Below are 13,770 nucleotides of genomic sequence, written 5' to 3'. Positions count from 1 at the left end.
TTTATGTAAAAAAGTGCTCAAATTTAGTATAAACCTGGGTTTATCCAAATAATTAAGGCACTCCGATCATCAAAATACGGATAACTACGTTGGCGGTTTCTACGTGTGCAGGGAAGAAAATCAGTCCTCTTCGTCTGTTGATTGCATAGGCGGAACTACCATGACTTTATCGATACGGTGTGCATCCATGTCCACTATCTCAAATGTAAACCCTTTCCAGCTGAACTTTTCACCGGTGCTGGGGATATGCTCCAGGTGGTGAAGGATAAAGCCTGCGAGGGTATCGAAATCCTGCTCAAATTCGTTCATCCAGTCTTCCTTATCGAATTCGGCCAGGAAGTCGTAAAACGGTATTTGTGCATCCACCAGATAGCTGCCATCATCGCGGAGGTGCATCTCGTAACTGTCATATTCTTCGGTTTCCGGCATATCCCCTACGATCGCCTCCAAAATATCATTGAGGGTGATCATACCAAGAAACGTACCGTACTCATCAACGATGAATGCGGCATGTATATGTGTTTCCTTAAACTTTTCCAGTACCTGGTAGGCGGTATTGTTTTCAGGAACGAATAGTGGTTTTTTCATCACCTGTGCCAGCGGCAGGGCTTTTCCGGCTACTGCGTACAGGTCTTTTATAGACACAACACCTTTCAGCGCGTCCACTTCTCCATCGCATACGGGGTATACGGAGTGGAGACTTTCGCGGATTTTGGACTGATAGGTATCGATCGTTTCATTGATATCAAGCCAGGTAATATCGGTACGGTGGGTCATGAGCGAGGTGATGTTCCTGTCGCCCAGGTGAAATACCCTTTCGATAATTTCCTGTTCAGTTTCTTCAATGGCGCCGGAGGACGTGCCTTCGTTGATCATGGCCTTAATTTCTTCTTCCGTAACATGGGTATCATTAGGGCGAAGGTTAAAGAGTTTGACGAGAACGTTGGTAGAGGCGCTCAGCAACCAGATAAAGGGAAAGGTAAGCCAGGAGATGAATGTCATTGGCCTGGCCACATTTTTGGCAATGGCCTCTGGTTTGGCCATGGCCAGCCGTTTAGGCACGAGTTCTCCCAGTACAAGGGAAAAATAGGTGATGGTAACTACGATGATGGTAGTTGCCAGGGGGCCACTGTATGGTTGTACGGATGGATAAGTATTGAGCCAGGCTACGATATCAGTTTTGATATTTTCACCAGAGTAAATACCGGTCAGGATACCGATAAGGGTGATGCCGATCTGGACGGTGGAAAGAAACCTGTCCGGGTTGTTGGCCAGCTTCAGCGCGGCCTTTGCTTTTTCATCCCCTTTATTGGCGAGGTGTTCCAGCCTGATTTTCCGGGCGGACACCAATGCTATCTCCGACATCGAGAATAGGCCATTGAGTAAAATGAGGATGAGGATAATGACGACTTCCATGATATAAAGTCTAAAAATAATAATTATTCAAATATCAGTGTAATAAATGCCAGTACCAGTCCCAGTGCGATCGCCATCACTTTTTTACGGCTTAATTCATGGTGTTTGGTACCACTTTCATAGAAAATAGTAGTAGAAATGTGCAGAAACGCTCCAATTACAAGAGCTACCAGGTATACCAGGTAGTGGGAAACAACTTCGAAGCGGTTGCCCAGCCATCCTGCCAGTATAGCCGCCACCGGTGTAACCAGTGCAAAGATGATCAGAATCTGCCATAGCTGCTGTTTAGACTTATGTGCATGGATCATCACCGTGATCAGCGTAAGGGCTTCCGGAATTTTGTGCGCCGCCACACCCAGCATTAAGGAAGGCAGGGCCGACTGATCTTCATACTGAAAACCTAAAGGAATACCTTCCATGAAGGCATGGATAGACAAGCCCAGTAACAACGGGGTTACGGCGATATGGTGATGATGATTTTCGTTTGGCAGGTGTGAATGGCCATGTTCCATGCCATGCGACAGCTGCTGCAGGAATACCTGCAGGAAAAAGCCCAGTACGATATAGGCACCTGCGGCGTGGCCCAGCTCATGGTATACTTCAGGCAGCAGGTGCATGATAGTAACGCCAAACAAAAAAGCCCCTGTAAATGCCAGCAGGTAGATAGTGAAGTTAGCACTGATATGCCTTACCGTCATAGGGATGATTCCCCCGGCAATAGTTGCAACCAGTACAAGTATCAGATAATTCCAGTTCATGTTTTCAATTCAGGTTCCAGTCTTAAACGCCGGCTGAAAAAGCTGCCGCTCAGCAACCCGATTAAGGAGCCCAACACAGCGCCACCGGTTACATCCAGCGGATAGTGTACACCCACGTATATCTGCGCGTAGGCAATTGCTGCTGCCCACAGGTAAAATAAGAGGGTAAATCGGCCAAAGAATGATTTTAAAGTTAAGAAACAAAATGTAGCCAGCGCAAAATGGTTGGCTGCGTGGTTGGAGGTAAAGCTGCCGCTCATAGGGCAATACACTACCAATACCCTTGTATAATGTGATACGATGGGGTCCCTGCAGGGCCTGATCCTTCCGAAGTAGTCCTTCAGAAAAAGGCTGGCCTGATCCGAGATCCCAAATGTTACCAGGAAAAAAACGATCCAGAAAAATCCTCTCCAGCCAAAGTTAATGGTCACGAACAACGCCAGAAACAGATACAGCGGGGCCCAGATAAAAGGTTCCCGGAGTATCGGCATCAGCACATCCAGCAGTGCGTTGTGCCACTGCCCGTTGATATGGAAAAACAACCTGAGATCGCCACGAAGTAAACTTTCTAGCATGGCTTTGATTTTGTGGCTATGATAATCAGTCGGGGCGACTGCTGTGCATCATAGTTATTAAAATGATAGTCTCCGAATATTTCCGTGATTTCCACCCCCTGCCGGGCAAACATTTCCTCGAAGTCCTCTTTCGTAAACGCATTCACGCTCTCAGTATACTTTAATCTCCTCATTTTCTCCTTATCCAGTATACTGATTTCCTTGAAGAACTTATTGTCCTGCAGCTCCCGGTGGATATCAAATACGACATTGTCTTTCTCTTTCACTTCAGCTTTAACAAGATGTGCGGCCACATAGTTGCTGTTAAGATAGTCCAGCACCAGTTTACCACCCGGTTTGAGGGCGTTGGTAAGGGTACGCAGGGCATTATCGTTGTCCCGCTGGGTATCGAAATAGCCAAAGCTGGTGAAGAAGTTAAATACCACGTCGAAGTAATTAACGCGGAAGGGTAAACGCATATCATGCTGAAAAAAGCTCAGGTGATCGTTTTCCAGCTTTTTGGCGACGTTGATGCTTTCGGTGGAAAGGTCGATGCCGGTGACATAGTATCCTTTATCCGCGAGGTATTTAGCGTGGCGGCCTTTGCCACAGGCTACATCCAGCATTTCGGCGTCTGGAGCCGGGCGGAGGTAGGCCAGCAGTTTGTCAATAAAAGCAGCGGCTTCCTTGTCATCCCTGTTGCTGTATAACAGGTGATAATAAGGAGAATTGAACCAATCTTTGAACCATGATTTTTCTGCTTCCACTGCGTATTATTATTTTTTATTATTAAAGAGTAAATATCGTGTGCTTTCGTAATAGCCACGTGTTAAATTATCCAGATATTTTGCGGTATCCGGCTGCTGTGCGATGATATTCTTCTGCGGGTCCGCCTGAAGGTCATACATTGCCGGCACACCGGTTTTACTATTTATTTCATAGAGATATTGATCTCCGATCATAGCGTAGTAGCCTTCCTGATTACGAACGTACTGAATGAACGCGTATTTACCACTGGCGCGGGTACTGTCAAACAGGTTCATGCCCATGGTATAGTTATTATACGGCATACCTACCATATCTGCCACGGTAGGATAAATATCCAGCAGGCTACCCGGCGTGGTGATCACCTGGCCAGGGGTGATATGTTTAGGACTGTACATGAATGCGGTTACGTGTACGCTGCCTGTGGCCATTTCATATTCCGGCAGCGGCATAAAGCTGTATGGGTTGAGGATACAGTTATGATCGCCAAAGAAAACGAAGATAGTATTATCGAGGTAGCCACCTTTGGCTGCGAGGTCAATGAGGTGGCCTACGTTATAGTCTTCGTACCGGAGGGCGTTAAACTGATCTATGCTCACAAAACCTGACTTTTTGAATTGCTCCATGTTCAGGTCTTTTTCCTTCAGGTCTTTAAAATCGCCATTTCCTTTAGTGGTGGTATAAGGCGGGTGGTTATCGGCCAGCTGCAGGAAGGCGACAAAAGGTTTCTTTTTATCGTTGTTTTCCTTGAAGATGGCACTGGCTTCGGTGATGAGGTCGAAGTCGGAAACACCCCATACGTCGGCCTTTGGTGATTTCCAGTCGCCTTCTTCGAAGATTTTGAGCCCTTCCACATTGTTGGTGAATACTGCGCGGATATTGGCCCAGTTGGTATTACCACCGAGCATATAGTATTTATCGTAGCCGGTAAACTGGTCCATAACTACCCGCTGGTCCAGCATCTGGGGATGGCGGCTGGCGGTGCGTACCCGGGTGATATCCGGCAGGCCGGTGGTAACGGCAAATACCGTTCTGGCGGTGCTTACGGCAGGTACATAAAAGTTTTTGAACAGGATACCTTCATTAGCCAGGCGCTGCATGTTAGGCGTTGGCTGCATGGGGTTACCGTACATGCTGGTAGGTGCTGCACCGGTGGATTCCAGCATCACCAGCACGATGTTCAATTTGGGCCTGGTGCTGTCGCCCGGGAAATGACGTTTATAGTTCAGCGTTGCTGCATCCGGCTTATCTACACGGAGATAGGTGGCCGCTGGCAGGTAATATTTGCGGGTGAGTTCCGGGTCAAAGGAGTCGCCTTTTACGTTCAGGTTGGAAACGAAATACAGGATGGGGTTGAGTCCCAGGCTGGTTACCCCGTTATCGCGCGTAAACATGGCCTGGCTCCAGCGCAGCGGGAAATAGGCTACATTGGCGTAGATACCGGCGGCGGTGAGGAGGATGAGGGCGCTGGTCCATCCGACGAACACGCCTTTGCGGAGGTATATTTCCGGTTGGGCGGCAAAATGCTTCCAGGTACGCTTTTGAATTACCAGCAGGAAGAACATAAATAACGCTAAAGCCAGTACGCCGCGTACCACGGGATAGCTCTGCCATACCATGTGGGCGTTATCGGCACGTTCGCCTTTGGCCAGGAAGCGAAGCACGGATGGATCGAGGCGGATACCGAGATAATCGTAGTGCCCGAGGTCCAGTATATATAATAAGGTAAGCCCCAGGTATAATATAAAAAGGTAAGCAAAGTTAAATTTACGTATAGGCTTACGCGTGAAATAGCTGTTTCTGAAAATTAATGTGACAATCAACAACGGCACGATGAGGATCAATGTAAGACGCATGTCAAATTTAAGCCCCAGGTACCATGCTTTAGCGATGACGGCGGCATCAGTGATGGTGGTCTTGAAGAAGAACAGGTAAAATATCAGCCTGAACATGACCATCAGCAGGAATAGGTAAAGCGTTTGAACAAACACATATCGAATATACCGGGGTATATTCTTCCAGAAGTTTTGCATGTAACGTATAGCCGTTTTTTTAAAAGCGTAGCTGCAAATATAGTTATTAGTTATTAGATAAGGCGCGTTTGAGGGCTTATAATGCCCCTGTTGAACCCCGGTTCATCACAATTTACTAATTAGGAAATCTGGCACGGATTTTTTTATATTTGCCTTCCTTTAAAAAACGAAACTTGTGGCACTGATCAAATCGATATCCGGCATACGCGGAACCATAGGCGGCAGGCCCGGCGAGGGACTTTCTCCATTAGACGTAGTAAAGTTCACAGCGGCTTACGGCACCTGGCTTAGCAGGAACACTGAAAATCGTAAGGTAGTAATTGGCCGTGACGGCCGAATTTCAGGAGAAATGGTGAAAAACCTGGTAGTATCTACGCTCAATGGCTTAGGCATTGACGTGGTAGACCTTGGTTTATCCACCACTCCTACGGTTGAAGTAGCCGTTAAGATGGAAAACGCTGCAGGTGGTATTATTCTCACTGCCAGCCACAATCCCAAAGAGTGGAACGCCCTGAAATTATTGAATAGCGAAGGGGAGTTTATTTCCGGCGAAGATGGCGCACAGCTGTTGGAAATCGCTGCCAGCGAAGACTTCAACTTCGCAGATGTGAACAAACTGGGTACTTATACACAGGATGATTCCTATCTGCAAAAGCACATCGACCTGATATTAAATTATCCACTGGTAGATGTGGAAGCTATCAGAAAGCGCAACTTCAAAGTGGTAGTGGATGCGGTGAATTCCACCGGTGCCATATTTGTTCCTGCCCTCCTCAAAGCGCTGGGTGTAGAGCAGGTAGAGGTATTGTTTGGAGAAGTTACCGGTAAGTTCAGCCACAATCCGGAGCCCCTGCCAGAAAACCTGGTGGCACTTTCCAACGAAGTCAATAAATCCAAAGCTGACCTGGGCATCGCAGTAGATCCGGACGTAGACCGCCTCTGCTTCGTATGTGAAGATGGCAGCATGTTTGGTGAAGAATATACACTCGTAGCCGTATCTGACTACGTGCTCAGCAAACGGAAAGGCAACACTGTTTCCAACCTCTCTTCCACCCGTGCATTGAAAGATGTTACTTTGAAACATGGCGGTACGTACACACCATCTGCCGTAGGCGAAGTAAATGTGGTAAGGAAAATGAAGGAAACTAACGCAGTGATTGGCGGTGAAGGAAACGGTGGTATCATTGTTCCGGATCTGCACTACGGTCGTGATGCGCTCATTGGCATCGGCCTGTTCCTCAGCCATCTGGCGCACAGTGGCAAAGGCATCAAGGCGCTGCGCAACAGCTATCCTGATTATTTCATCTCTAAAAATAAAATTGAGCTGGATAAAGGGGTAGATGTGAAAACTATCTTCGAAAAGATCAAGAATAAATACAAAAACCAGCCTATCAATACGGAAGATGGACTGAAAATAGAGTTCGAAACTGACTGGGTGCATCTGCGTACGTCCAACACCGAGCCTATTATCCGTATTTATGCGGAGTCGCAGAATGAAACGACTGCCGACAATATTGCAAAAAGAATTATGCAGGACATTAAAGAGTTCATGCACTAATTATATACGCTATTTTTCCAAAAGCGGCAAAGCTGGAAAGGCCGTCTCAGGGTGCTGAGACGGCTTTTTCTATATAAAAGGTATAAAAAAGAGCAGCCGAAGCTGCTCTTTAATAACGCAAAGGAAGAAGTTATCAGGTGTAATCTGTAATGCATACAGAATAACCATAGTATTTTTTGGAATCATAATATCGCCGAAGGCGATACTATGATTCCTCTGGTAAACGGGACCGAAGGTCCCGTTTACCAGAGGAAAGAGTTAAATCAGTTCTTTCAATTTCGCAATCACGGTATCCACTTCTGCTTTCGTATTATACTTAGAGAAGGAGAAGCGTACAGCGATCTGGTTAGGATTGCTGGTGATAGCGCGGATTACGTGGGAGCCTGCGTTGGCACCGGATGTGCAGGCACTGCCACCGGAGGCGCAGATACCATTGATATCCAGGTTAAACAGGATCATTTCGCTTTTCTCTGTTTTAGGGAAAGACGCATTGAGTACGGTGTACAGGCTGCGGCCGTAGAGGTCACCATTGAAGGTAACGCCAGGGATATGCTGTTGCAGCTGCTCTGCCATGTACATACGCAGGTCGTTAATATGTTTGCTGTGCTCCTCGTGGTGGGCAGTGGCCAGCTCGAGGGCTTTTGCAAAACCGATGATGCCGTACAGGTTTTCGGTACCGGCGCGCATGTTGCGCTCCTGGCTGCCCCCCTGGATGAACGGCGTAATCTTCACGTTTTCGTTGATGTAGAGAATACCTACTCCTTTTGGACCATGGAACTTGTGGCCGGCACCGGTGATGAAGTGCACAGGCGTGTTTCTCAGGTCAAAAGGATAGTGCCCTACCGTTTGAACGGTGTCAGAATGGAAAATAGCATCGAACTCCTTACACAGGGTGCCAACCGCCTGGATATCGAGCAGGTTGCCGATTTCGTTGTTGGCGTGCATGAGGGTTACAAGACTCCTTTCTTTAGAACCAGCCAGCAGTTCGCGCAGGTTTTCCAGGTCCACGTGGCCATCAGGCAGCAGCTTCACAAAAGAAAGCGTTACACCCTGGTGGTGCAGGTGCTCCACGGAGTGCAGGGTAGCATGGTGTTCGATCGGAGAAGAGATGATGTGCTTACATCCCAGATCTCTGATAGCCGCGTTGATGGCGGTGTTACTAGCCTCTGTACCGCCGGAGGTAAAGAAAATTTCTCCCGGGTGAGCGTTCAGAATTTTTGCTACTGACTTACGTGCGTTTTCAATTCCTAAACGGGATTCTCTTCCGTAGGAATAGATAGATGACGGGTTTCCGAATTTTTCGGTCATGTATGGCAGCATTGCCTCCAATACTACCGGGTCCAGCGACGTGGTGGCTGCGTTGTCAAAATATATTCTTTCCAATGCGTTGGTTTTTGAAAAAAAGAATAATAATGGTTGTCAAAAAAACGTAGCAAAGGTCCGAAAAAAATACGAATTACGAATTTTTGTTGATGACGTCGTAAAAGCGGTCGCGGTAGCCATCGCTGATTGGTATTGACTGATTGGCGATCATGACCGTATTTTTCTCTACAGAATTTATTTTATTGAGCGAAACCAGGTATGAACGGTGAACGCGGATGAATTTATCTGCCGGCAATCTCGTTTCGAAAGACTTCAGGCTGCGCAGGGTAAGCACCGGCTGTACCTGCGTGTATATTTTGGTATAATCCTTCAACGCCTCTATAAAGAGGATATCTTCCAGATTGATTTTTATTATTTTATATTCTGTTTTTATAAATATATAATCATTTAACCATGCGGCTTCTGCCACGGGGTTTACCTTATTCTGGTTGGCAGCCATCAGCTCCCGCGCTTTAGTGGCAGCTTTCAGGAAACGTTCGAAGGGCACAGGTTTCAGGAGATAGTCCACCACATCAAGATCAAACCCATCAAGGGCATATTCCCCGTAAGCGGTGGTAAACACTACCATTGGCGGGTGTTTGAGCGATTTCAGAAACTGGATTCCCGTGATATCAGGCATTTTGATATCCAGGAAAACCAGGTCCACCGGCTCGTCCTGCAGGTAGTGCAAAGCAGTTGCTGCATTTTCAAATTTACCTTCCAGCGATAAAAACGGCACCTTGCGGATGTAATCTTCTATAATTTCCAGTGCCAGTGGCTCATCATCAACAGCGATACATTTGATCATTTTTTCAGCAACAGTTTAAGATCAACAATAAATTCGTTTCCAGCATCCCTGATATCCAGGTGATGATCTTCAGGGTAAAGCAATTCCAGGCGTTTCATTACATTATGCAGGCCTATTCCTCCTCTCTCAGCCACCCGTTCCTTGAAATGGCTGTTTTTAACAATAAGTCGGATCATATTTTCGTCTATCGATATATCTATGTTAATAAAAGAAGGTTCGGCATAGCTGATCCCATGTTTAAAGGCATTCTCCACAAAAGGCACCAGCAGCATCGGTTCTATCACCAGGTCGGTGCTGTTCCCATGCACATTGTAGGACACATCAATATCCTTTGGCAGACGCAGGCGTTGAATGTCGATATAGTCCGACAGGTACTTCAACTCCTGTTCCAGCCTCACCCTGGACACGTTGGCATCGTAAATCATATACCGCATGATTGTGGAAAGCTTCAGTATAGCGTGTTCCGTTTGATCCGAGCGTTTATGTGCCAGGGAGTAGATGGTGTTTAGACAGTTAAAAAGGAAGTGAGGATTAATCTGTGACTTTAAAAATTTTAATTCAGCATTTAACTTCTCTACTTTTAGCTCCTCGCGCTGCTTTTCAGAGCGGAACCATTCCTGGGCAATTTTGATAAAGCCGCTCATAAACAACATCAGCATGGCAAAAAAACCGGATCGCCGCAGGGTTTCCGGGAAAAGCAGGAAGTCCCAGAAAGACGCCTTTTCTCCCATCTGCAGCATACGCAGGCGCCGGTGCATAGGCGGTGGCATGAACTCCGCTGAAGAATCGCCGTCAATGGTGATATGAAAACCCCGCGCAGGAAGCGCCGGACCGGAATACTCCACATCTGTCACCGGCTGTTTTTTTATCTCTCCCAACAACTTAAACGAACTATCCTTAGCAGAAGTTACCTGCATGTCGTGTAATTTACTAAAGCGTATAGCCATACCCGGGCGCATCCTGCTGCCCAGCATATAATAATCCAACGCCACCTGCTGCAGGGTGATAAATACAATCAGGAGCACAATACTACTGAGGTAGATGCCGATTTTTTTCTGGTTGAAAAACTTCGGAATCAGGACATATATATTCAGATAAAAAAGCCCTATTAAAAAAAGATTATCGATCAGTTCCTTGACAAAAAAACCAGTGTGCAGAATCTGTATCCTGTACAGGAAAAACGGCATAAACAGAAAACAAACCCACGCTAAAACATGTAGGCTGATGACGAACGGACGATACTTAAAAAGTTGCTTGAAATTTGGCATCTGTAAAACGATGCAACGAACTTAGTATAGTTGAGGTTATCCTTATGTTAAAATGTGTTAATCAAGTATAGACAATATGTTAAAATAAAATATCCAATTAAAATATTCTTAAAGAAACCTTAAAATCCTTGTTAATACAGTGATGTAGGGACACGACAAGAACTGGTGCATGCGCACCAGTTCCTGATAAATTAGTTTTTGATTTGGACGCAAAACCTTCGGTTTTGCGGTTGTTAGTTCCGCGCTTCGCGCGGGTCAGCAGCTGTAATACTGTCACGCATCCATAAAGTTTGCGCTTGATTTTTTACGCTTCGCGAGATAGCAACTGCCACCTATTCATAACTGATATGTAGCTGCTGAATTTCAGCGGCTGTAACAGCTGGTATCTGATGACTGGTAAGTTTCGCTACCATCAGCTGCCCTACCCGCAGTGCATCTTCCTTTGACCTGAAAACATGGTTTCCTGCAATTCCCGGAACAACGTTTTGGTAGATAAATGTTTTTCCGTCCACATTTACTTTATAGCCCCATCCTTGCCGGATTTGAAAAGGCTCTACCACAACGGCCAGCATATCGGCAGGCTGTTGCTGGTTGCGGCCGGCAAAATGCCAGGCAACAGCAGCCAGCAACACCAATATGCTTCCTATAAATAAATAATTACGTTTAGTCATTCTTGTTATATTCAGCAGCAGGATTAAATTCCCACATATCATCAAACGGTTGGCTGGAGCTGGTTCCCAGCACTACAAAGCCGCGGTCCTTAGCAGCAAAACCAGTAGAATAGCTACGGCCAGCCCCTTCAAAATCAGTTTTCTGCGTCCAGAGGTCTGAAGCCGGATCGTACTCCCATACTGCGGTGGACAAACCACTTTTCAGTCCGGATGCGATATATCCTTTTCCTTTGATGGCAAATGCAGCAGCAGCATAACCTGCAAAGTTGTAGGCATCATCATAGCTGTCGTCAGAGATGTTGGAGATAGAACGAAGGGTGGTCCAGTTGTCCGCATCCGCATCATAGGAAGCAAAGTCAGTTACATTCGCACTGTTGGCCGTACCCATACAAACATATGCCTTGTTGTTAATTACAAACACCGAAGCATCTGTTCTCTTTCCGAGGTTCATACTTTGTACCTGCGTCCAGCTGTCGGCAACCGGATCGTAGCGCCAGTTGTCTTTCAGCCAGTTACCATCATAACCGGTGGCAAAAAATCCGTATTCGCTACCGCTTTTGGTAAGACTGAATCCAACCGCACCATACCTGGCAGTTCCTGCGAAATTGGCTTTCTTAGTCCAGCTGTTGGCAGCAGGATCGTATTGATAGAAATCATTGAGCTTGTTGAGGCCATCGTAACCAATACCTACATAACCTTTACCACCGGCAGCAAAGCCGCTGGCGTTGTTACGTGCTGTGCCAGGGAAAGCCGCTTTCTGCGTCCACTGGTTCATATCAACATCGTATACCCAAAAGTCCTGTAACCTGTTGGTACCATCGTATCCGGTTCCAACATAGGCTTTATTATCAATCACAAAGGATGCAGCGGCACTCCTTGCCACCCCTTCAAATTCAGAACGTCTGATCCAGTTACCTACCTTATCCGTGGTGGTACTGTCTTTGGAGCAGGAAGCCACCAGTGAGGCGATCAATAATAAACTATAACTTCTGATATTTCGCATTTGCATGTTCTTTTTAACTGCGCCAAAATTATCCGCAGTTGCATTCCGTCAAACAGGAAATAGACATTTGCCCCTTTTTAAGGGATAAATACCGTGTTTTTATCTGCCAGTAGTATTCTTTCGCCCTGTAATGCCCACTGGGCGTGTATTGGCGTCACATAGAACAGAAGGTCCGATTCGTCGATAAATTTCCCCTGTTGGCATATTACGCGGCAAGTAAGTATTGATCCTGTCTAAAATTGCGCACTATGAATAATAAGTTTATGATACGCCTGCGCACCGGCATCTGGGTTTCTCTGACGTTGCTGTTATTGTCAGCAGTACTCCCCTCCTGCCAGAAAACAGGCTTCACCTATGATAATATCATAGATAATAATGAAACGACTGACTACATTATCACCGATACTTTGTCGGTAGAGATGAAGAACATCCAGTACGATTCCGTGCCCACCTCCGGCTCCGGGGCCGCGCTCATCGGGAGAAACAATGACCCGCTGTTCGGTAAAATCACTGCCGGCACCTATTTTCAGATAGCCGCACCAGCCTCACTCAACATTCCCGAATTCGGTGCATCGTACGATTCCATGTCGCTCATCATGACACCCAATGCATATTATGAAGGCGACACTACTGCACAGCAGGACTTACGCGTGTACCGCGTGCAGCAAACCATAAAGCCGGCTACCAACTTTAACTATATATACAATAACAACACCTTTCAAACGGAAACCACGCCTATTGGCAGCTTCACCGGACTTATCCGCCCTCATACGGATAAAACCATCAGCGTGCCCATGTCCAACACGCTGGGTGCACAGTTATTTGAAATGATCCGCAGCAAAAGCCCGGACATCAGCACCGCCAATACCTGGCAGGAATTTTTCAAAGGCCTGAACATAGAAGCCGGTCCGCTCAGCAAAGGAGTTACCGGCTTCCAGGCACAAGACAGCAGCCTGTACATGCGGTTGTACTACCACATTAATGAAATGATCACTACCGTGAAATATGTGGATTTTAAACTGACTAATAATACCGTACAGTTTAACCATGTATCGTACGACCGTAGCGAAACGGCCATCAGTGCACTGGGACCTGCGCATAAAACGCTACCCACCGGCAGCACCAACAATACTGCCTACATGCAGCCTATAACGGGAGTGATTACACGCCTGGATATCCCATATGTTAAAAATCTACTGCAGCTGGGGAAATATTTTCAGCTGATGAAGGTGATACTCACACTCAAACCTATAGCGGGCAGTTATACGGATCACCGCCTGCCACCGCGACTGGCACTCTGCCGTATCGACAACTCCAACAACATCACCGATACCCTGACCTACGGTACACTGGTAAAAGATGATATGTTTAATGAGAATACATATTACGCATATGACATCACTTCCTACTGTAAATCGGAGCTGACTGCCGATGGCCTTACCACACGCGGCCTGGCGCTTACGCCCAGCAGCACCGATGCCAAAACCACACTGGACAGGCTCGTGTTAGGCGATCAGAAAAATACCGGCAGCAAACTAAAAATTCAGGTTTACTATTTACTGTACAAATAGGCT

General features: G+C 46.6%; 12 protein-coding genes. 2 read left to right on the top strand and 10 right to left on the bottom strand.

Annotated elements, in window-relative coordinates:
- Positions 1 to 120 precede the first annotated feature (120 nt).
- Genes BUB18_RS17485 through BUB18_RS17465 form a run of 5 tightly spaced genes read right to left on the bottom strand, consistent with a single transcriptional unit; the run spans position 121 to position 5,526 of the window.
- Positions 121 to 1,416 carry a hemolysin family protein gene (locus BUB18_RS17485; RefSeq protein WP_073083580.1) on the bottom strand — a complete coding sequence of 432 codons (1,296 nt, stop codon included), beginning with the start codon at positions 1,414 to 1,416 and terminating at the stop codon, positions 121 to 123.
- 23 nt (positions 1,417 to 1,439) lie between these two features.
- Positions 1,440 to 2,174 (bottom strand): ZIP family metal transporter, encoded by a 735-nt coding sequence (locus tag BUB18_RS17480; RefSeq protein WP_073083579.1) that lies wholly within the window; start codon positions 2,172 to 2,174, stop codon positions 1,440 to 1,442.
- A complete protein-coding gene (locus tag BUB18_RS17475; RefSeq protein ID WP_073083573.1) occupies positions 2,171 to 2,749 on the bottom strand; it encodes a phosphatase PAP2 family protein in 579 nt (192 codons plus the stop codon). The genes BUB18_RS17480 and BUB18_RS17475 overlap by 4 nt, the downstream gene beginning before the upstream one ends.
- Positions 2,743 to 3,495: a class I SAM-dependent methyltransferase gene (locus BUB18_RS17470; protein ID WP_073083571.1), complete on the bottom strand. Its 753-nt coding sequence runs from the start codon at positions 3,493 to 3,495 to the stop codon at positions 2,743 to 2,745. The genes BUB18_RS17475 and BUB18_RS17470 overlap by 7 nt, the downstream gene beginning before the upstream one ends.
- Before the next feature lie 9 nt (positions 3,496 to 3,504).
- Positions 3,505 to 5,526, bottom strand: coding sequence for an LTA synthase family protein (locus BUB18_RS17465; protein ID WP_073083569.1), 2,022 nt, complete (start codon positions 5,524 to 5,526; stop codon positions 3,505 to 3,507).
- Between the two features lie 175 nt (positions 5,527 to 5,701).
- Between BUB18_RS17465 and glmM the strand changes: the two genes are divergently transcribed.
- The gene (gene glmM / locus BUB18_RS17460) at positions 5,702 to 7,084 is read left to right on the top strand and encodes a phosphoglucosamine mutase (RefSeq protein WP_073083565.1); all 1,383 of its coding nucleotides are present in this window, start codon (positions 5,702 to 5,704) and stop codon (positions 7,082 to 7,084) included.
- 258 nt (positions 7,085 to 7,342) lie between these two features.
- On the opposite strand, the gene BUB18_RS17455 is transcribed toward glmM, so the two are convergent.
- The 5 genes from BUB18_RS17455 to BUB18_RS17435 all read right to left on the bottom strand — a co-directional run bounded on the left by BUB18_RS17455 (position 7,343) and on the right by BUB18_RS17435 (position 12,196).
- Positions 7,343 to 8,467 (bottom strand): cysteine desulfurase family protein, encoded by a 1,125-nt coding sequence (locus BUB18_RS17455; RefSeq protein WP_073083559.1) that lies wholly within the window; start codon positions 8,465 to 8,467, stop codon positions 7,343 to 7,345.
- Between the two features lie 73 nt (positions 8,468 to 8,540).
- Positions 8,541 to 9,254 carry a LytR/AlgR family response regulator transcription factor gene (locus tag BUB18_RS17450; RefSeq protein WP_073083557.1) on the bottom strand — a complete coding sequence of 238 codons (714 nt, stop codon included), beginning with the start codon at positions 9,252 to 9,254 and terminating at the stop codon, positions 8,541 to 8,543.
- A complete protein-coding gene (locus BUB18_RS17445) occupies positions 9,251 to 10,441 on the bottom strand; it encodes a sensor histidine kinase (protein WP_073083556.1) in 1,191 nt (396 codons plus the stop codon). The genes BUB18_RS17450 and BUB18_RS17445 overlap by 4 nt, the downstream gene beginning before the upstream one ends.
- A 413-nt stretch (positions 10,442 to 10,854) precedes the next feature.
- The gene (locus tag BUB18_RS17440) at positions 10,855 to 11,193 is read right to left on the bottom strand and encodes a DUF4907 domain-containing protein (protein WP_073083555.1); all 339 of its coding nucleotides are present in this window, start codon (positions 11,191 to 11,193) and stop codon (positions 10,855 to 10,857) included.
- Positions 11,186 to 12,196, bottom strand: coding sequence for a Kelch repeat-containing protein (locus BUB18_RS17435; RefSeq protein ID WP_218588054.1), 1,011 nt, complete (start codon positions 12,194 to 12,196; stop codon positions 11,186 to 11,188). The genes BUB18_RS17440 and BUB18_RS17435 overlap by 8 nt, the downstream gene beginning before the upstream one ends.
- A 248-nt stretch (positions 12,197 to 12,444) precedes the next feature.
- Here BUB18_RS17435 and BUB18_RS17430 point away from each other — a divergent pair, with 248 nt between their 5' ends.
- A complete protein-coding gene (locus BUB18_RS17430) occupies positions 12,445 to 13,767 on the top strand; it encodes a DUF4270 family protein (protein WP_073083551.1) in 1,323 nt (440 codons plus the stop codon).
- Positions 13,768 to 13,770: the final 3 nt, after the last annotated feature.

Source organism: Chitinophaga jiangningensis (assembly GCF_900142605.1).
GTDB classification, from domain to species: domain Bacteria; phylum Bacteroidota; class Bacteroidia; order Chitinophagales; family Chitinophagaceae; genus Chitinophaga; species Chitinophaga jiangningensis.
Note: the sequence above shows the minus strand (reverse complement) of the source record. Positions and strands in the feature narration are given on the sequence as shown.